Consider the following 18613-nt stretch of genomic DNA (forward strand, 5'->3'; position numbering starts at 1 on the left):
CGGCGGGCACGGGCGCGACGATGGCATCATTTCCGTTCGACATCGTCGGTTTCGATCTAGACGGCACACTGGTCGACACGTCGCGCGACCTGGCGGCATCGGTCAACCACGCGCTGGCGTCCGCCGGTCGCGCGCGATTGCCCGTGCCGCAGATCGTCGCGATGATCGGCGGCGGCGCGCGCCACATGCTCGCGCAGGCGCTCAGCGCCACCGGCAGGTGCGACGAGGGCGAACTCGACCGGCTGCACGACGTGCTGCTCGATCATTATGCGGCGAACATCTGCATCGAGTCGGCGCCTTATCCGGGGGTCGTCGCCGCGCTCGACGAGCTCGTCGCGCGCGGGGTCACGCTGGCGGTCGCGACCAACAAGCTCGAACGATTCACCCACGCGCTGCTCGAGCAGCTTGGGCTCACGTCCCGCTTCGCCGCGATCATCGGCGGCGATACGCTGGGGGCGGGAATGACCAAGCCATCGCCCGTGCCGATCCAGGCGATGATCGCGCGCGCCGGCGGCGGGCGGGCGGCGTTCGTCGGCGATTCGATCTATGACGTGTCGGCCGCGCATGCCGCCGGCGTGCCCGCGATCATCAACCGCGGCGGCTTCACGCGCGAGGGCGTCGACCATCTCGGCGCCGACGCGGTCGTCGATGATTACGCCCAGCTCGTCGCCACGCTGGAGCAACTATGACGAACCCGCGTGCCACGCTCGTCTGGCGGCTGCTGCTCGCCGCCGCGACGATCTTCGCAGTCACGATGGCGCTGCTGCCGCATCCGCCGAATGTCGCGGAGGTCGGTGACAAATATCAGCACATGGCCGCGTTCGGTACGCTGACGATCCTCTACGCGCTGGCATTCCCCGCGGCGCCGCTGCTGAAGATCGGCGAGCGGCTGTCGTTCCTCGGCGCGTTGATCGAGGTGTTCCAGTCGATCCCGTCGCTCCACCGCGACTGCGACGTGATGGACTGGATTGCCGACACGTTCATCATCGCCGTCGTGCTCGCGATCATCGCGCTCGGGCGTCGGCGGCGCGACGTCGCGCCTTAATGAGCAGATGCCGCGCGAGCAGCAGCGGCGGCATACGGATCCAGTGCGAACGGACGTAGAAGGCGAGGCGCGTCGCGGGGCGCGTCTCGCGTCCCCAATCGTCGCGCGCGAGCAGGCGTCGCGCGAAGAGCTGGTCGCTCATGCGCGGCCGGTTCCACGCGGACGGGATGGGCGTGCCGAACAGGCGCGCTGATAACCGCGCCGCGCGCGCGACATAGGCGCTCGCCTGATGCTCGGCAGCGCGCGCGTGGAGCTTGAGCCAGAAGTCGGCGTCGTCGTCGGCGCACTCGCGCAGCAAGTGGTCGATGTCCCACAGGTTGCGCAGACCGCCCGCCAGATCGCCGTCGGCGAACAGGTGGAGCGCGGCGTGGATCACCATGTCGGCGGGAGCGAGGACGCTCAAACCGTTGCCGAGCGGCACCGCCCCCGCGATCAGCGCGTCGGCATCGGGGATCGGGCGCGCGGTCGGGGGCAGAATCGTGTGGTGCACGTCGATCATCCGGTCGCGTTCGCGGTGGATCAGCGGCGGCAGCTCGTGCATCCAGCGGCGGTAATAATCGTCGTCGTAGGCGTCCGGTTTCGCCCACGCCCAGCCGGCCTCCAGCAACGCCTGCTCAACCGCGGGCAGCACACCGCGCGGCGCAAGCAGGTCGAGGTCGCCGATGTGGCGTCCCTGCCCCGCCGACAGTCCGGCGGCGACGAAGGCGGTGCCTTTCAGCAGCACCAGCGGCACGCCGAGCGGCGCGAGGACGCGGCGCGTCATCTCCGCCTCCCACAGGGCGGTGCGGCGCTGTTCGATGGCGGCATCGCGCGCGTCGTGGAGCACGTCGGCAACGGTCGGCGGTACGGCGGCGAGGTCGACGCGCAGTGCGAGCGAGCCGATCAATTGCTCCGCGCGCGCGGCCGCGATCAGCGCGTTCCACGCGGTCGGGTCGAGCCCGGCTGCGCGATCCGGCTCGGCGAGCACGCGGGCGAGCAACGACGCCGCGGTCACAGATCGCGCCACAGCGTTTCGACCAGCGCGATCGCGCTGTCGCTGTCGGGATAATCGATCGCGCGCGCGGGCACGCGTTCGACCAGATCGGTGAGCGTGCGAAAACCGCGCTCGCCCAGTGCGGTGTAATTGGTCGATGCCTGCGTCAGCCGCACGAACGCCTCCGCCGCACCCACGGGGCGGACGTCGCGTTGCTCGCCGAAGGTTGGGAACAGCAACAGCGCGGGGCGTGCGGGCTCGTCCATTCGCGCGATCGCGTCCGCGGGCGGCACCATGTGGCGGATGTCGCCCTTGGGCGTCGCGATCAGCCGGGGCCCGAACCGTTCGGTCGGACACGCGCGCTCGGCGACGTTGATCGCCTGATTCTTGAGGCTGATCGCGCGCGGGAAAGCGTACGCATCGCCGCTCTCGGGCGCGATTAGTACGAATTCGTCGCCCATGAACCGCCAGCCGCGCGTGCCGAGCAGTGCCGCGAGGGTGGACTTGCCCGACCCCGACTCGCCCGTCATCAGCAGTGCGCGGCCGTCGCGTTCGACGCAGGACGCGTGAAGCAGCAGGTGACGGCGATGTCCGAGTGCGACCTGAAGGTTCATCGCCATCTCGGCCGCGAGCAGTCCCTGCGCGAGCGGGAGTGGCGCGGCGTCGGGGAGCATATAGTCGCCCTCGATCGCGACCGCGGGCCTGATCAGCCATCGCCACGGCGCACTGGCGGGCAGACGTACCGAAAAATGCGCGATCGTGGATTTCGGGTAATCGGCATAGAGCGCGCGGAGTGCCGCGATCGGCGCGGCAAAGTCGCTGCCGATGCGAAAGCCGATCGGCCCGACGCGGATCGAGGTCGCGTGCCTCACACCGCGTGAACCAGCCCGACCGCGATCAGTTCGTCCAGCCGCGCGTCGAGCAGGTCGTCGGCGGCGTCGGTCACCTCGTAGCGGGCGTTGAGCGCGGCGAGCAGTTCATGCCTCGTCAGCGCGCGCTCGCCGAGCAGCTCGAGCAATTCGGGCGCGGGCGAGGCAAGCAGATGCGTCATGCCCGAGGGACGATGAAAGAGCGCGAATAATCCGCCGAGTTCGCAAATCAAAAAGGCATCGGCGGGCGGCGCGCGCAAGCGCGTCGCGGACACGCGACTATTTCCGCAACATCTGGACGGAGGCGAAGCAGGTGAACCCCGCGGTGCCCCGTTGCAGCCGCTGCACGTACTTGAGATAGGCGCGGCTGCGCTCGTAATCGTATCCCGGCAGGTTCGACCCGCCTGCGAGCGCGCGACGTACCTCCTCGCCCTTGAGCGGCCGCCCCGGCGGCGGGAACGCGCCAGCCGTGCCCGGGGGCACGACATTACCGTCCGCGCTGATATATTTGCCCGCGCGGCCCGCATCCGGCACCGGAATGTCACACGCGAGCACCGACCCCGCGGTCTGCGCCAGTGCCGGACGGATCGACACGACCGAGGCCGCACCGACCGCACCGAGCATCAGCGCGCGCCGCCGCGTCGGGCGACCTGCCTGATTGTCGGCATCGGGTGAAGCGTCGTCGTCCATGGGCCTCGTCTATGCTGCTTTGCCCTTCCACATTCCTAATGCGGCGACAAGGGCGCGCGCGGGAGCGGCGGACAATCGTGCCATTCGGGTACGTTAACCACGGCGCGCCCTCCCTCCCCACCCTCGTGGCCCGCTCGCTCGCCCCGCCCCCTTTGCCGCTACCGTGGAACCGGCTAGTCAGCGCGGCGTGATCGAAGGTTTCGCGCTCCGCACCTGGCTTGCCGGCACGATCGCCGTCGTCACCGCCGCGATCGTGTTCGCCTATGCGCGCGACGTGCAGCTCGCACTCATCGTGCTGGTCGGCGGCGCGACCGCGACCGTGATCGCGCGCAGTATCGGCGACAACGACCTGGCTGAGCCCGATGCGCCGACCGACAGCGACGCGCCGCTGGAGCTCGCGCCGGTGCTGGAGGCGATCCTCGACCCCGTCGTGATGGTGCGCGACGGTCGCGTGATCGCGGCGAACGCGCCCGCGCGCGTGCTGCTCGGGCACCATATCATCGGCGAGGACGTGCGCACCGCGATCCGCCATCCCGCCGCGAGCGATTACCTGTCGATGTCCGCGGACGAGCGCGGCGACGCGCCGATCGAGTTGGTCGGGCTGGGCGCGCAGGACCGCCGCTGGCAGATGCGCGCGACCGACACCGCGCCGGGCACGCAGATCGTCCACCTGCTCGACCAGACCGGGCAGCACGCCGCCGAGCGGATGCGCGTCGATTTCGTCGCCAATGCGAGCCATGAATTGCGCACGCCGTTGTCGTCGATCCTAGGCTACGTCGAGACGTTGCGCGACGAAGCGGGCGAGGACCCGGCGATCCGCGGCCGTTTCCTGGGCATCGTGTTCGACGAGGCGACGCGGATGGAGCGGCTGGTCGAAGATCTGATGAGTCTCTCGCGGATCGAAGCGGAGAAATTCCGCCTGCCCTCTGCAACGGTCGACTTGGGCGTGCTCGCGGTCGAGGTGCACGAGGCGCTGCGCCACAGTCGCGGCACGCGCGGCGAGGATGTCGTGCTGCGGCTGGGGGACGACGTGCCGCCGGTCGCGGGTGACCGCGTGCAATTGTCGCAAGTACTCCACAATCTGATCGGCAACGCGATGAAATATGGTCGCGACGGCACGCCGGTGACCGTCACCGTCGCGGGCGGCGCGCGCGACGCGGTGTTGGTGCGGATCGAGGACGAGAGCGAGGGGATCGCGCCCGAGCATATCCCGCGGCTGACCGAACGCTTCTACCGCGTCGATGCGGGGCGCAGCCGCTCGCTCGGCGGGACCGGGCTCGGTCTCGCGATCGTCAAGCATATCGTCGAGCGGCACCGCGGGCGGCTCGATATTGCGAGCACCGTCGGCAAGGGGACACGCGTGACGGTGACGCTGCGCGCGGCGGGGCGCTGAACCGGGCGCGCGCTTCGTAAGGCGTTGTCATCAAGCGGTAACGCGAGTGTCACACGGCGGCGCGTGCGGGTCGACGCCGCGGGGGCGCGATCGGAATTCGGGGAATCGATGCGTCGTATCGTCCTGGCGCTCGCGGCATGGCTGCCGGTCGCGCTCGGTGCCTGCGTGGATCAGGCGGCGGGCGGCGGCGCGGGCGCGCGCGACCAGATCCGCGTCGTCGGTTCGTCGACCGTTTACCCGTTCACGACGCTGATCGCCGAACAATATCTCGCCGCCAATCCGAACGCACGCCCGCCGGTGATCGAATCGACCGGGACAGGTGCGGGCATACGGCTGTTCTGTGCCGGGATCGGGGCCTCCTATGCCGACCTCGTCGACGCGTCGCGCCGGATGAAGCGCAGCGAATATGACGAGTGCGCGCGCCACGGCGCGGGTGACCTGATGGAGGTGCAAATCGGCATCGACGGGATCGCGTTCGCCGAAGCGCGGCAAGGCCCGCCGATGCGGCTGACCCCTGCGCTGATCTTCCGCGCGCTCGCCGCCGCCCCGGACGGCAGGCCCAACGATAGCCGCACGTGGCGCGATCTCGATCCCGAAATGCCGGCGACCCCGATCCGCGTCTACGGCCCGCCCGCGACGAGCGGGACGCGCGAGGCATTCGCCGAATTGATCCTCGCGCGTGGGTGCGAGACGCTGAAACCCGAATTGGCCGCATTACGTGAGCGCAACCGTGCCGCATTCGATGCGCGCTGCCTCGCGGTGCGCGACGACGGCGCCTATGTCGACGCGGGCGAGAACGACAATCTGATCGTCCAGAAATTGGGCGCCAATCCCGACGCGATCGGCATCTTCGGTTACAGCTATCTGGAGGAGAACACCGACGCGGTGCGCGGCGTCGCGATCAACGGGGTCGAGCCGAGCTATGGCGCGATCGCCAACGACAGCTATCCCGGTTCGCGCGCGCTCTACGTCTACGTCAAGCGCGCACACCTGCGCGCGGTGCCGGGGCTGCGGCGGTTCTTGGCACTCTATGCCGCCAATTGGGCGCCCGGCGGCGCGCTTACCCGGCGGGGGCTGATCCCCAGCCCGGTGAGCGTCCGCGCGCGCGCCGCCGACACGATCTCGCACGATCGCCCGCTCGATCCGCGATCGCTCGACGCTGGCGTGATCGGCTGATGTCGTCGCTGACGCTCCTGTTCGTGATCGCCGCACTCGGGCTCGTCGCCTGGGTGCTGGCGCGAACGCGCGCCCGTCGGTTCCGGCGCGGCGCGCGGCAGCGGTTCAGTTCGCTGCCGCAGCATCACGGCTGGTACGTCGCATTGTGCACGGTCGTGCCCGCGCTGACGTTTCTGCTGATCTGGTATTTCGTCTCGCCCGCATTAGTGACCGACGCGGTGCTCGCCACCCCGCGCGCCGCCGCGCTGCCGCCCGCGGGGTTCGATCGCGCGGGGATCCTGTCCGAGGCGCGCGAGATCGCGGCGGGGCGCGCGTACGGCGCGTTCACCCCGCTCGCCGACGCGCTCGCCCCGGCTTATGCCGCGGCGCAGGCGCGGTTCGACGCGATCGGCACCGTGATCGCGCTGCTGCTCATGTTCGTCGGCGGCGCTTGGTCGTTCATGCGCGTGCGCCCCGGCTTTTCCGCGCGGACGCGCAACGAGCGGCTGGTGATGGTGTTGCTGCTCGCCGCGTCGCTGGTCGCGATCGCCACGACGGTCGGGATCGTGCTGAGCCTGCTGGTCGAGAGCGCGCGTTTCTTCCGCATCGTGCCGGTCGGCGATTTCCTGCTCGGCACGCGGTGGAACCCGGGCGTGATCGACCCGCGCGATCCCGGCGCGACGCTGGGCGCGCTGCCGTTGTTCTGGGGCACGTTCTTCATCGGCGCGGTGATCGCGATGGCGGTAGCGGTCCCGCTCGGGCTGATGAGCGCAATCTACCTGACGCAATATGCGACCCCGCGCGCGCGCCGCTGGATGAAGCCGCTGCTGGAGGTGCTCGCGGGGGTGCCGACGGTCGTCTACGGATATTTTGCCGCGCTGACGGTCGCGCCCGCGGTGCGGCAGGCCGGTGCGGCGATCGGTGTCACGTCGGCCTCGTCGGAGAGCGCGCTCGCCGCCGGACTGGTGATGGGAATCATGATCATCCCGTTCGTGTCGTCGATGGCCGACGATTCGCTCGCCGCCGTCCCGGCATCGATGCGCGACGGCAGTCTGGCCATGGGGGCGACGAGCGCGGAGACGATCAAGCGCGTGCTGGTGCCCGCCGCGCTGCCCGGCGTGATCGGCGGCGTGCTGCTCGCGGTCAGCCGCGCGGTCGGCGAGACGATGATCGTCGTCATGGCGGCATCGGGCGTCGCCACGCTGACGCTCAATCCCTTCGCCAGCACCACCACCGTCACCAAGCAGATCGTCGACCTGCTGACCGGCGAGGCGGCGTTCGCCTCGGCGAAGACGCTGGCCGCCTTCGCGCTCGGGCTCACGCTGTTCGTCGTCACCCTACTCCTGAACGTCGTCGCGCTGATGGTCGTGCGCCGTTACCGCGAGGCGTATGAGTAAGTCGCTCGTCCCGCACGTGCCGGTAAGCGCCGCCGAGGTCGCGCCGCATCGGCCGACCGACTGGCGCAGCGACGCGATGGAGCGGCGCGTCCGCCGCCGTTACGCCGCCGAGCGGCGGTTCCGCCTGATGGGGCTGGGCGCGGTGGTCGTCTCAGCCGGGTTCCTCGCGTTCCTGCTGATCGTGATGATCGCGCAAGGTCACCTGGGTTTTGTTGAGACGCGAGTCACGCTGCCGCTCGATCTGCGGCAGGCGCGGCTCGGCCTGACCGCGGAGCGGTTGCGCGGGCCGGGCGCCGATCTGGCATTGGCGGGCGCGGGGCTGGAGCGCGCGGTCGACGCGGCCGCGAACCGTGCCTTTGCGACGGAAGGCGGCGCGGCCTTGTTGTCCGACGGCGCGTGGCTGCGCGTTCGCGATGCGGTGAAGCGTGATCCACATTTGCTTGGCCGGCCGTTCACGCTGGATCTGCCGGTCGCGAGCGCGATCGACGTCGCGGCGAAGGGCAACGGCACGCCTGCCGCGGAGCGAACCGTCGCCGCGCTCGGCGCGCATCTGTCGCGAGGGATCGCGCGGGATTTCTTGACCGGTGCCGATTCGACCGACGCGACGCGCGCGGGCATCTGGGGTGCGCTCAAGGGATCGCTGCTGACGATGTTCGTCACGCTCGCGCTCGCCTTCCCGGTCGGCGTGCTGTCGGCGATTTATCTCGAGGAATATGCGCCGCGGAACCGCGCGACCGATTTCCTCGAAGTGTCGATCAACAATCTCGCCGCCGTACCCTCGATCGTGTTCGGGCTTCTTGGGCTGGCGGTATTCCTCGGCACGCTCCACCTGCCGCGTTCCGCACCGCTCGTCGGCGGGCTGACGCTCGCGCTGATGACGATGCCGGTGATCGTGATCGCGTCGCGCAACGCGATCCGCGCGGTGCCGCCGTCGATCCGCGACGCCGCACTCGCGGTCGGCGCGTCACCAATCCAGGTCGTGTCGCACCACGTGCTACCGCTCGCCGCGCCCGGTATCCTGACCGGCACGATCATCGGCATGGCGCGCGCGCTGGGCGAGACCGCGCCGCTGCTGATGATCGGGATGCGCGCCTTCATCGCGGCGCCGCCCGACCGGCTGACCGATCCCGCGACCGCGCTGCCGGTGCAGATCTTCCTATGGTCCGATCAGGTCAGCCGCGGCTTCGTCGAGAAGACGTCGGCGGCGATCCTCGTACTGCTCGTCTTCCTGCTCGCGATGAACGGCGTCGCGATTTTTCTACGCAATCGTTTCGAGACGCGCTGGTAATGAGCAACAACCCGCCAAAGATGACCGCCAGCCACGTCGACGTCTATTACGGCGCGAACCATGCGATCCGCGACGTGTCGATCGACGTGTGTCAGGAGGACGTCACCGCCTTCATCGGCCCGTCGGGCTGCGGCAAATCGACCTTTCTGCGCAGCCTCAATCGGATGAACGACACGATCCCGGGTGCGCGCGTGTCGGGCGACATCCGGCTCGACGGCGACGACATCTACGCGCGCGAGATGGACGTGGTGCAGTTGCGCGCGCGGGTTGGCATGGTGTTCCAGAAACCCAATCCGTTTCCCAAGTCGATCTACGAGAACGTCGCCTATGGCCCGAAGATACATGGGCTGGCGCAGTCGAAGGCCGAGCTCGACCGCATCGTCGAACGTTCGCTCAGCCGCGCGGGGTTGTGGAACGAGGTGAAGGACCGTTTGTCCGACTCGGGCACCGCATTGTCGGGCGGGCAGCAGCAGCGTTTGTGCATCGCGCGCGCGATCGCGGTCGACCCGGAAGTCATCCTGATGGACGAGCCGTGCTCCGCGCTCGATCCCGTCGCCACCGCGCGGATCGAGGAACTGATCCACGACCTGCGCGGCCGCTACGCGATCGTGATCGTCACGCACAACATGCAGCAGGCCGCGCGCGTCAGCCAGCGGACCGCCTTCTTCCACCTCGGGCAGTTGATCGAATACGGCGACACCTCCGACATCTTCACCAATCCCCGCCAGGAGCGGACCAAGGATTACATCACCGGCCGGTACGGCTGAGGGGCAGGCAGATGGCAAGCAGCCAGGAACATACGGTCAAGGCGTTCGACCAGGACATCGGGCAATTGCGCGGATTGATCTCACAGATGGGCGGGCTCGCGGAGGCCGCAATCGGCAACGCGATGCTCGCGCTCCAGCGCGGCGACCACGAACTCGCCGCGCAGGTGCGCGCCGACGACAAGAAGATCGACGCGATCCAGCACGAGGTCGAGCGCGCGGTGGTGCGCATCATCGCGCTGCGTGCGCCGATGGCGAACGACCTGCGCGAGGTCGTCGCCGCGTTGAAGATCGCGACGGTGGTCGAGCGGATCGGCGACTATGCGAAGAACATCGCGAAGCGCGTGCCGCAGATCGACAGCGAATACCGCATCGACCCGATCTCCACCCTGCCCGCGATGGCGCGGATGGCGGCGGACATGGTGCGCGACGTGCTCGACGCCTTCGCCGCGCGCGATCCCGATGCCGCGATCGCGATCTGCGAGCGCGACGATGCGCTGGACGATTTCTACGACAGCATCTTCCGCACGCTCGTCACCTACATGGTCGAGAACCCGAAAACGATCAGCCAGTGCGCGCACCTGCTGTTCGTCGCCAAGCATCTGGAGCGGATCGGCGACCACGCGACCAACGTTGCCGAGATGATCCACTTCGCCGCGCACGGCACGCCGATCGCCGACCGCGAGCGCGCCGAACCTACTTTTTCACCGAGGAGCTGACCCACGATGGCACGCGCACGCATGTTGCTGGTCGAGGATGACGCCAGCTTGGCCGAACTGCTCGTCTGGCATTTCGCCCGCGAGAATTTCGACGTCCAGCACACGATCGACGGCGAGGAGGCGCTGCTGCTCGCGCGCGAGACGCCGCCCGACATCGTGCTGCTCGACTGGATGGTTGAGGGTATCTCCGGCATCGAGGTCTGCCGCCGGCTGCGCCGCGCCGCCGAGACGCAGAACGTCCCGATCATCATGCTGACTGCGCGCGGCGAAGAGGAGGACCGCGTCCGCGGGCTCGAGACGGGGGCGGACGATTACGTCACCAAGCCGTTCTCGCCACGCGAGCTCGTGGCGCGTGTCGGCGCGGTGCTGCGCCGCGTGCGCCCGGCGCTGGCGGGCGAGGCATTGAGCTATTCCGACCTCGAGATGGACACGGTCGGCCACAAGGTGCGGCGCGGCGGCGAGGTGATCCCGCTGGGGCCGACCGAGTTCAGGCTGCTCAAGCATTTCCTCGAACATCCCGGCCACGTGTTCTCGCGCGAGCGGCTGCTCGACAGCGTCTGGGGCCACGACAGCGACATCGAGAGCCGTACGGTAGACGTCCACATCCGCCGGCTGCGCAAGGCAATCAACGAGGGCGGGCGTCCCGACATCATCCGGACGGTGCGATCGGCCGGCTACGCGCTCGACGCCGGGCACTAGACGCTCGCCGGCACCGGTTCGACCGCAAACGTCGGATCGGTAACGCAACGATGGACCCTTCCTGCTGATCGCACGTTCCCCCGACCGCGTGTCTTTCACACGACCGACATTCGGCAGGAGAGTTCTCATGAAGTCTATCCTTCTCGCAGCGGCCGCATTTATCGCGGCACCCGCCATTGCGCAGACCACGACCCCGGCTCCGGCCGACAACGGCGCATCGATGCCGCAGGACCAGACCACCACGACCGATTCGACCACCACAACGACGACGCCGAGCGACCCCGCGATGTCGACGCCGCCAACCGCGTCAGATCCCAACATGCCGATGCAGGGTACGACGCCGAGCGCGCCGACCGACCAGTCGCAGACGATGCCCGCACCGACGACCGGTGGTGACGGCACGATGGCGGCGCCGGCGGGTTCGACCCCGCCGGGTGGTTATCAGCCGTCGCAGCCCGCGATGAGCGGCCAGATGGCACCGGGCGCGACCGTCCGCTACCAGGCGGCGCAGGATCCGAACACCGCCTATCCGCCGCCGGCGCCCAAGGCGAGCTACCCGATCTGCAAGAAGGGTCAGTATGACGGCTGCACGCAGGCGAGCGACGCACGCGGCACGCGCAAGGCGCCGCGCCGCCGTCGCTAAGCGACACAAGCGGGCGGTTGCGCCCGTTTGAATGATGAGTATGGGAAGGCGCTCTATCTACACGAAGGAGCGCCTTTTCCATGTCCATCCGTTTCGATGACAAGGTCGCGATCGTCACCGGCGCCGGCGGCGGTCTGGGGCGCGAATATGCGCTCGAACTCGCGCGTCGCGGCGCGAAGGTCGTCGTCAACGATCTGGGCGGCGACCGCAGCGGCCAAGGCGCGTCGGATGCCGCGCAAAAGGTCGTCGAGGAGATCGAGGCCGCGGGCGGTCAGGCGATCGCCAATGGTGCCAGCGTCACCGAATACGACCAGATGGTCGAGTTGGTCGCACAGGCAAAAGAAAAATGGGGCGGCGTCCACGTCCTGATCAACAACGCAGGCGTGCTGCGCGACAAGACGTTCGCGAAGATGGAGCCGGCGGATTTCGATTTCGTCGTCAAGGTCCACCTCATCGGGTCGGCCAACGCGACCAAGGCGTGCTGGGAAACGTTTCGCGAGCAGAATTACGGCCGCGTGCTGATGACTGCGTCGTCGACGGGCCTGTTCGGCAATTTCGGCCAGGCGAATTACGGCGCGGCGAAGCTCGGCCTCGCGGGTCTGACCAAGACGTTATACCTCGAAGGTGCGAAGAACAACATCAAGGTCAACACGCTCGCGCCGACCGCGGGGACGCGGATGACGCAGGACATCTTCCCCGAGCAATTGTTCGACGCTTTCTCGCCCGACAAGGTCGTGCCAGCCGCGCTGTTCCTCGTCAGCGAGGACGCGCCGACCAACCAGATCCTCGGTGCGGGCGCCGGGGTGTTCCAGGCGAGCTACGTTACGCTGACGCAGGGCGTAGCACTCAAGGGCAACGATCTCTCGCCCGAGGGGATCGCGGCGCATTGGGCGCAGATCACCGATCGCACCGGGGAAATCGTACCTGATTCCGGTTCGGCGCAGGCGATGCTGATCGGCAAGAAGCTGCAGGAAGGCTGATCAGAGACACGGGTGCCTTTCGTTTCGGAGGCGCCCGTTCTGGCTTTACGTCAGTGCCGCCTTGCGCGGATCGTGTGACGGTGTGAAGCGGCGCAACGGCGCATGACGTCTCGATCGAATCAGAGCGTCATTCCTCGACCAGCTTGAGCAAACGCCGCTCGACGGGGGCGAGGACGGGTCCCAATTCGTGCCCGCGTTTGATCACCTGCCCTGCCTCCCCGACGAGTGTCCACATGCCCTGACGCTGGCGTAGGCTGGGGCGTTTCTCGACGCGGAACTCGGGCCGTTCGGTCGCGCGGCGGAACGCCGAGAAGATGGCGGCTTCGCGCCCGAGATCGATCGCGTAATCGCGCCAGTGCCCCGCCGCGACCATGCGGCCGTAGAGGTCGAGGATACGCGTCAGTTCCTGTCGGTCGAACGCGACCTGCGACGGTGCGCCGGCCGGCTTCGGAAACGGAGTGACGGTACCCATCAGGCGCGGTTACGCCGATCGCTGTCTTGTTCCTCCAGCAACGCGTCCAGCCGCTTGCGCATCGCCTCCAACTCGCAGCGGAGCAGCTCCACCTTCTGCGTGGCGGGATCGAACATCTCCGAACACGGCGTGCCGTAGGGGACGAAGCGACGCTCGGGCGCTTGCCCGCCCTCGACCATCGTCGGACGCGCGGGGATACCGACCATCACCGCACCCTCGGGCACATCGCGCGTTACTACCGCGTTGGCGCCGACGCGCGCGCGCGGGCCGACCGTGATCGGCCCCAGCACCTGCGCGCCCGACCCGATGATCGCTCCATCGGCGATCGTCGGGTGCCGCTTGCCGCCCACGCCGTTGTCGGGGCTGGTCCCGCCAAGCGTCACGCACTGGTAGATCGTCACGTTGTCGCCGATCACCGCGGTCTCGCCGATCACGACGAAACCGTGGTCGATAAAGAAGTTGCGGCCGATCGTGGCGCCGGGGTGAATGTCGATCGCGGTGGTCGCGCGCGAGAAGTGGTTCACGCACCGTGAGAGAAAGAACAGGCGGGCACGGAACAGTCGGTGCGCGAGCTTGTGCCAGCCGAGTGCCCAGACGCCCGGATATGTGAGAATCTCCGCGCGGCTGCGCGGTGCCGGATCACGCGCGCGAATCGAGTCAATGTATGAGAGAAGTGACATGGTACCGCGCCCCTATACGCGTGAACCCCGCACTTAGGTGCACCCCCTGACCTTTTCCAGCGCCGAACAACGCGCGAACAAACCCTAGTCCAGCCATCGGATTTACGGCTCGACCGCGCTGCCAAGTACCGCCAAGGTGACTTCATGCCAGATATCAGCCAGATAGACCTCGCCGCCATCCTCCCTTTCGTGGGGATCGGATTTGCCGCGCAACTGGTCGACGGTGCGCTGGGCATGGCATTCGGGGTGATCTGCAACGTATTGCTGGTCGCGGTAGTGGGCGTCGCCCCCGCGCGCGCATCCGCCAACGTCCACATCGTCGAGACGTTCACCACGGCGGTGTCGGGAATCAGCCACGCGCTTCACGGCAACATCGACCGGAAACTGTTCGTCCGCCTGCTGATCCCCGGCCTGATCGGCGGGGTGACGGGTGCCTATGTGCTGACGAGCATCGACGGCAGCGTCGTGAAGCCGTTCGTGCTCGCCTATCTGGTCGCGATGGGGATCTACCTGCTAATTCGCGGGCTGATGGCCGCCCCGCAGCGCGGTCGGGCGAAGATCGTCGCGCCGATCGGGCTGATCGGCGGTTTTCTAGACGCGGTAGGCGGCGGTGGATGGGGTCCGATGGTCACGTCCAACCTGCTCGTACAGGGCGTCGAGCCGCGCCGCGTTGTCGGCACGGTCAACTCGGTCGAATTCTTCCTGACGCTGACGGTGTCGGCCGCATTCATCTATCACCTCGGCCTCAGGGACTTCGCCACCGCGACATTGGGACTGCTGGTCGGCGGGGTGGCGGCGGCACCGCTCGGCGCGATCCTCGCCAAGCGGATCCCGACGCGCGCACTGCTCATCCTGGTCGGGGCGGTGCTGACGATCACCAGCACTTACGGGTTCGTCGTCGCGGTATTGCTGTAGCCGGGGCGGGCTTTGCTTGCCTGATCGATGGAAGCGCGTATGCCTGCGCGCTCCGATCGGGCGGAGCGAAGAATGTCAGCCACTTACCTGCCGACGCTCAAGCAGTTGCAATATCTGATTGCGCTGAAGGATCACGGCCATTTCGGCCGCGCGGCAGACGCGTGTTTCGTGACGCAGTCGACGCTGTCGGCGGGTCTGCGCGAGCTCGAGACGCTGATCGGCGTCACGCTGGTCGAGCGGACACGCCGCGTCGTGCGCTTCACTCCGCTGGGCGATCAGATCGCGGCCAAGGCGAGACGAGTGCTGCGCGAGGCGGAGGAACTGGGCGACATGGCACGCGCTGCGGGACGTCCGTTGTCGGGCGAGATGCGGATGAGCGTCATTCCGACGATCGCGCCGTTCATGCTGCCGCGCATCCTGCCACGGCTGCGGGAGAGTTATCCCGACCTGAAACTGTTCCTGCGCGAGGAGCCGAGCGGCCCGGCGTGCGAGGCGCTGGCCAACGGGCGCGCCGATTGTGTGCTGCTGGCGCTTCCCTATGCCTGCGGCGACGTGTCGGTCGCACCGTTGTTCGACGATCGGCTGTATCTCGCCTTTCCCGAGGGCGAGATGCCGGCCTCTCCCGCCGCGGTCCAGCCAGCCGACATCGACGAGACGCGGCTGCTTTTACTCGAAGACGGGCATTGTCTGAAGGATCACGCGCTCGCGGCGTGCAACCGGCCTGAACTGCGCGCCGAAGCGACGATGCTCGGCACCTCGCTGCATACCGTCGTGCAGATGGTCGACAACGGCTTGGGCGTTACGATGCTGCCCAAGATCGCGCTCGATGCAGGGATCCTCGAACATACGCGCGTGTCGGCGCGGCCGCTCGATGCCGAGCATCCCGACCGCACGCTCGCGCTCGTGTGGCGGCGCGCATCACCGCGCGAGCGTGACTTCCAGCTCCTCGCCGAAGTTCTGAAAACCGCGCGCTAGCTCAGCGCCAGCGATCCGCGGCGTGGTCGTCGCTCTCGCGTGCCTCGACCCAGCGCCCCTTGCCCGCGACGACTTCGCGTTTCCAGAATGGCGCATCGGTTTTCAACCGGTCAATCAGGAACGCGCAGGCCTCGAGCGCGGCGGCGCGGTGGGCGGATGCCGCACCGGTGAAGACGATCCGCTCGCCCGGATGCATCGGGCCGACGCGGTGGACAATCGTCGCGGCCGAGAGCGACCAGCGCGCCACCGCCTGCTCGGCGAGCCGGAGCAACGCCGCCTCGGTCGCACCGGGATAATGTTCGAGTTCGAGCGTTGCGACCCCGTCGTCGGCGCGGACCAGACCGGTGAAGGTCGCGACCGCCCCGCCCTGTTCGAGCGACACCTGCTCCGCCGCGATATCGATCGCGTCGGTGGTGACAAGGATGCGGATCATCGCAGCGTCGCTCATCCGCCGGTCACCGGTGGGAAGATCGCGATCTCGCGGGCACCCGCGATGCGCGTATCGAGCGGGACGAACGCCTGATCGACCGCCGCGCGTAACCGCGCAGGCTTCGCGAAGGCAGCGGCATGCCCGTCGCTGCGTGACGACAACCACGCGACAAGATCCGCTACCGTCTCGACGGCCTCGGGCGGGGACACCTCTTCCCCACCCATGCCGATCCGTTCGCGGACCCAGGCGAAATACAGCAATTGCATGCGCTTAATCCATATGCCTGATACCGACACGCAGATAATCCCAGCCGGTGATCAGCGTCAGCGCCGCCGCGCCCCACAGGCAGGCGAGCCCAACGAGCTTGATCCACGCATCCGCCGGCAGCGCACCGGCGAGGATCAGCGCCCCGAACGCAACGAGTTGCAGCGTTGTCTTCCACTTTGCCAATTTGGAAACCGGCAGCGAAACCTGCAGTCCCGCGAGGAATTCGCGCAACCCCGATACTGCGATTTCACGCAAGAGGATCACCAGCGCGGCGATGATGTGTACCCCGGTGATGACCGCGGTGTCCTCGTGCCGCGTTCCGACCAGCATCAGGATCACGGCGGCGACCATGATCTTGTCCGCGATCGGATCGAGGAACACGCCGAGTTTCGACACGGTACCCTGCGCGCGCGCGAGATAGCCGTCGAAATAATCGGTTACGCCCATCAGGCAGTAGAGCGCGAAGGCGATCCCGAACCCCGCTGCCCAGGACGGCCACCACAGCAATCCGACGAGCAGTGGCACCGCCACGATGCGCGACAAAGTGAGCAGGTTCGGAAGCGACAACATCGCGCCTACGCTTGGACCGCGTCGGCGCGGGGTGCAAGGGGCGGGTCGATCGTGTGAGGAACGCGGACGGGCCATGCGTGGCGATCGGTTTATCCGAAGGCTGCTTTTCCTCGCCATGCCGGACGGGATCCCGGCGCCGTTCCTGTTCGCGTAGATGGACCGGGCTTCGGTTCACGCGTCGAATAGCGACCCGGATTGCTAGCATTCCTCCCCCCGCCACGCCGTCGACCGACCGCCGCGCCGGCGTCACGGTTGCCACTGCGTTCACGTGCCCCCCGGATCGCCGCCGTACAATCGGCATTGGTCCGCGCTTACGAAGCCGCTATGCCAGCGGCAGTTTCGCCACAGGACGGGCCCTTTCTCGCGTCATGATCAATGCCCTCGGGCTCCTGAAACGCCGCAATTTCCTGCCGCTGTTCACCACCCAGTTTCTGGGCGCCTTCAACGACAACCTGTTCAAACAGGCGATGGTCCTGTTCGCGACCTACGCGATCTTCAACGATCCCAAGGTCGAACAGAGCTTCAACGCGCTCGCGACCGCGCTGTCGACGCTGCCGTTCCTGTTGTTCTCCGCGCTTGCCGGACAATTGGCGGACAGCCACGACAAGGCGCGGATCATCCGCATCGTGAAGACGGCGGAGATCGGCATCATGCTGGTGGGTGCGACTGGGCTGCTGGTAGCGCATACCGCCTGGCAGACGACGGGGATCGGCTTGATGCTGGGTGCGGTGTTCCTGCTCGGGATGCACTCGACATTCTTCGGCCCGATCAAATACGCGATCCTGCCGCAGCATCTGGCGCGCGGCTACGTGCTGGGCGGAACCGGGCTGGTCGAGGCGGGGACGTATCTGGCGATCTTGACCGGTACGGTCGTCGCGGGCTGGATAAGCCCGCACAGCGCGGCGATCGGCGTGCTGATCATCGCCGGCATCGGCTGGCTTTCCGGGCGGCAGGTGCCCCCGGCACCGCGGCTCGGGCCGCCGATCCCGCTCGATCTGAACCCGTTCCGCTCGTCGTGGCGGCTGGTCTCGGCGACGCTGCACATCCCGCGGCTGTTCCTCGCGATCTGTTCGATCAGCTTTTTCTGGACGATCGGCGCGGTGCTGATCATCATCTTCCCGCCGCTGGTGAAGAACGTGCTGACGACTAGCCAGCAGGTCGCGAGCATCTTCACCGGAACGCTGTCGATCGGGATCGCGATCGGATCGGTCGTCATCAACACGATGCTGAAAGGCCGTATCTCGGCGAAATACGCGCCTGCCTCGGTGATCGCGATGGGGGTGTTCGTGGTAATCTTCTCGCTGCTGGTCCGCACGTGGGAGCCGGCACCCGCCGGGCAGTTGTACGACTGGACCGCATTCATCGCGCAGCCGCGCGCCGCACTGGTCCTGATCGTTCTTCTTGCGATCGCGGTGACGGGGGGCATGTTCGTCGTCCCGCTCTACGCCTTCCTCACCACCACGGTGAAGGAGGATCAGACCGCGCGCACGGTGGCGGCGAACAACGTCGTCAATTCCGCGGCGATGGTAACGGGCGCCGCGGTAGTGACCGGTATCAGCATGGCGGGCGTCACCGCCGAGGACCTGCTGTTCGTCGTCGCCGGAATGTGTTTGGTGAGCGCGTGGCTGGCGCAGAAACTGCACCGTGCGTGCGATGACGGCTGCCCGGCGACGGACTGCGCCGGCTGAT

23 protein-coding genes are annotated in these 18613 nt (G+C 67.9%); 14 read left to right on the forward strand and 9 right to left on the reverse strand.

The features are described from left to right. Window positions 1-20 precede the first annotated feature (20 nt). Window positions 21-689 carry an HAD hydrolase-like protein gene (locus tag KZ810_RS10215; protein WP_219768961.1) on the forward strand — a complete coding sequence of 223 codons (669 nt, stop codon included), beginning with the start codon at window positions 21-23 and terminating at the stop codon, window positions 687-689. Continuing rightward, window positions 686-1045 carry a VanZ family protein gene (locus KZ810_RS10220; protein ID WP_219768962.1) on the forward strand — a complete coding sequence of 120 codons (360 nt, stop codon included), beginning with the start codon at window positions 686-688 and terminating at the stop codon, window positions 1043-1045. The genes KZ810_RS10215 and KZ810_RS10220 overlap by 4 nt, the downstream gene beginning before the upstream one ends. On the opposite strand, the gene KZ810_RS10225 is transcribed toward KZ810_RS10220, so the two are convergent. From KZ810_RS10225 to KZ810_RS10240, 4 genes are all read right to left on the reverse strand, one after another. Next, window positions 1005-2039 (reverse strand): nucleotidyltransferase domain-containing protein, encoded by a 1035-nt coding sequence (locus KZ810_RS10225; protein ID WP_219768963.1) that lies wholly within the window; start codon window positions 2037-2039, stop codon window positions 1005-1007. The two genes, KZ810_RS10220 and KZ810_RS10225, sit on opposite strands and share 41 nt — an antisense overlap. Continuing rightward, window positions 2036-2890, reverse strand: coding sequence for an HprK-related kinase A (locus tag KZ810_RS10230; RefSeq protein ID WP_219768964.1), 855 nt, complete (start codon window positions 2888-2890; stop codon window positions 2036-2038). Before KZ810_RS10230 ends, KZ810_RS10225 begins: the two co-directional genes overlap by 4 nt. Beyond that, entirely contained in the window at window positions 2887-3069 is a 183-nt protein-coding gene (locus tag KZ810_RS10235) for an HPr-rel-A system PqqD family peptide chaperone (protein ID WP_258044699.1), read from the reverse strand. Before KZ810_RS10235 ends, KZ810_RS10230 begins: the two co-directional genes overlap by 4 nt. 97 nt (window positions 3070-3166) lie before the next feature. Beyond that, window positions 3167-3577 carry a hypothetical protein gene (locus KZ810_RS10240; protein ID WP_219768966.1) on the reverse strand — a complete coding sequence of 137 codons (411 nt, stop codon included), beginning with the start codon at window positions 3575-3577 and terminating at the stop codon, window positions 3167-3169. Between the two features lie 187 nt (window positions 3578-3764). On the opposite strand from KZ810_RS10240, the gene KZ810_RS10245 reads away from it, so the two are divergent. The 9 genes from KZ810_RS10245 (at window position 3765) to KZ810_RS10285 (ending at window position 12615) form a co-directional block, all read left to right on the forward strand. Then, complete coding sequence (locus KZ810_RS10245) at window positions 3765-4970, forward strand: sensor histidine kinase (protein ID WP_219768967.1); 1206 nt, start codon at window positions 3765-3767, stop codon at window positions 4968-4970. A 108-nt stretch (window positions 4971-5078) separates the two neighbouring features. Then, window positions 5079-6146, forward strand: coding sequence for a substrate-binding domain-containing protein (locus tag KZ810_RS10250; RefSeq protein WP_219768968.1), 1068 nt, complete (start codon window positions 5079-5081; stop codon window positions 6144-6146). After that, window positions 6146-7522 carry a phosphate ABC transporter permease subunit PstC gene (pstC, locus tag KZ810_RS10255; protein ID WP_219768969.1) on the forward strand — a complete coding sequence of 459 codons (1377 nt, stop codon included), beginning with the start codon at window positions 6146-6148 and terminating at the stop codon, window positions 7520-7522. The genes KZ810_RS10250 and pstC overlap by 1 nt, the downstream gene beginning before the upstream one ends. Further along, a complete protein-coding gene (gene pstA / locus KZ810_RS10260) occupies window positions 7515-8810 on the forward strand; it encodes a phosphate ABC transporter permease PstA (RefSeq protein WP_219768970.1) in 1296 nt (431 codons plus the stop codon). Before pstC ends, pstA begins: the two co-directional genes overlap by 8 nt. Further along, a complete protein-coding gene (pstB, locus tag KZ810_RS10265) occupies window positions 8810-9577 on the forward strand; it encodes a phosphate ABC transporter ATP-binding protein PstB (protein WP_219768971.1) in 768 nt (255 codons plus the stop codon). The genes pstA and pstB overlap by 1 nt, the downstream gene beginning before the upstream one ends. A gap of 11 nt (window positions 9578-9588) precedes the next feature. Beyond that, window positions 9589-10293 (forward strand): phosphate signaling complex protein PhoU, encoded by a 705-nt coding sequence (phoU, locus tag KZ810_RS10270; RefSeq protein WP_219768972.1) that lies wholly within the window; start codon window positions 9589-9591, stop codon window positions 10291-10293. Between the two features lie 6 nt (window positions 10294-10299). Next, on the forward strand, window positions 10300-10992 hold the full coding sequence (gene phoB, locus KZ810_RS10275) for a phosphate regulon transcriptional regulator PhoB (protein WP_219768973.1): 693 nt from the start codon (window positions 10300-10302) through the stop codon (window positions 10990-10992). A gap of 127 nt (window positions 10993-11119) precedes the next feature. Continuing rightward, window positions 11120-11635 carry a hypothetical protein gene (locus KZ810_RS10280; RefSeq protein WP_219768974.1) on the forward strand — a complete coding sequence of 172 codons (516 nt, stop codon included), beginning with the start codon at window positions 11120-11122 and terminating at the stop codon, window positions 11633-11635. Window positions 11636-11715: 80 nt separating this feature from the next. Beyond that, a complete protein-coding gene (locus tag KZ810_RS10285; protein ID WP_219768975.1) occupies window positions 11716-12615 on the forward strand; it encodes an SDR family NAD(P)-dependent oxidoreductase in 900 nt (299 codons plus the stop codon). A 127-nt stretch (window positions 12616-12742) separates the two neighbouring features. Here the strand turns inward: KZ810_RS10285 and KZ810_RS10290 are convergent, their stop codons facing one another. Both KZ810_RS10290 and epsC read right to left on the reverse strand, forming a co-directional pair. Continuing rightward, window positions 12743-13087 (reverse strand): DUF2794 domain-containing protein, encoded by a 345-nt coding sequence (locus KZ810_RS10290; protein WP_219768976.1) that lies wholly within the window; start codon window positions 13085-13087, stop codon window positions 12743-12745. Next, window positions 13087-13767 carry a serine O-acetyltransferase EpsC gene (epsC, locus tag KZ810_RS10295; protein ID WP_219768977.1) on the reverse strand — a complete coding sequence of 227 codons (681 nt, stop codon included), beginning with the start codon at window positions 13765-13767 and terminating at the stop codon, window positions 13087-13089. Before epsC ends, KZ810_RS10290 begins: the two co-directional genes overlap by 1 nt. 144 nt (window positions 13768-13911) lie before the next feature. Here epsC and KZ810_RS10300 point away from each other — a divergent pair, with 144 nt between their 5' ends. Together KZ810_RS10300 and KZ810_RS10305 are read left to right on the forward strand one after the other, a co-directional pair. Beyond that, a complete protein-coding gene (locus tag KZ810_RS10300) occupies window positions 13912-14682 on the forward strand; it encodes a sulfite exporter TauE/SafE family protein (RefSeq protein WP_219768978.1) in 771 nt (256 codons plus the stop codon). 72 nt (window positions 14683-14754) lie between these two features. Continuing rightward, complete coding sequence (locus KZ810_RS10305; protein ID WP_219768979.1) at window positions 14755-15657, forward strand: hydrogen peroxide-inducible genes activator; 903 nt, start codon at window positions 14755-14757, stop codon at window positions 15655-15657. 1 nt (window position 15658) lies between these two features. Here the strand turns inward: KZ810_RS10305 and KZ810_RS10310 are convergent, their stop codons facing one another. The 3 genes from KZ810_RS10310 to pgsA are packed head-to-tail and all read right to left on the reverse strand — an operon-like array spanning window position 15659 to window position 16924. After that, the gene (locus KZ810_RS10310) at window positions 15659-16090 is read right to left on the reverse strand and encodes a molybdenum cofactor biosynthesis protein MoaE (RefSeq protein WP_219769086.1); all 432 of its coding nucleotides are present in this window, start codon (window positions 16088-16090) and stop codon (window positions 15659-15661) included. Between the two features lie 11 nt (window positions 16091-16101). Next, window positions 16102-16353, reverse strand: a complete 252-nt coding sequence (gene moaD / locus KZ810_RS10315; RefSeq protein ID WP_219768980.1) for a molybdopterin converting factor subunit 1 — start codon at window positions 16351-16353, stop codon at window positions 16102-16104. 4 nt (window positions 16354-16357) lie between these two features. Beyond that, a complete protein-coding gene (gene pgsA, locus KZ810_RS10320; RefSeq protein ID WP_219768981.1) occupies window positions 16358-16924 on the reverse strand; it encodes a CDP-diacylglycerol--glycerol-3-phosphate 3-phosphatidyltransferase in 567 nt (188 codons plus the stop codon). Between the two features lie 368 nt (window positions 16925-17292). On the opposite strand from pgsA, the gene KZ810_RS10325 reads away from it, so the two are divergent. Further along, window positions 17293-18612 carry an MFS transporter gene (locus KZ810_RS10325; RefSeq protein WP_219768982.1) on the forward strand — a complete coding sequence of 440 codons (1320 nt, stop codon included), beginning with the start codon at window positions 17293-17295 and terminating at the stop codon, window positions 18610-18612. The last annotated feature ends 1 nt before the right edge of the window (window position 18613 follow it).

It is taken from the genome of Sphingomonas citricola (assembly GCF_019429535.1).
In the GTDB taxonomy this organism is placed as follows: domain Bacteria; phylum Pseudomonadota; class Alphaproteobacteria; order Sphingomonadales; family Sphingomonadaceae; genus Sphingomonas; species Sphingomonas citricola.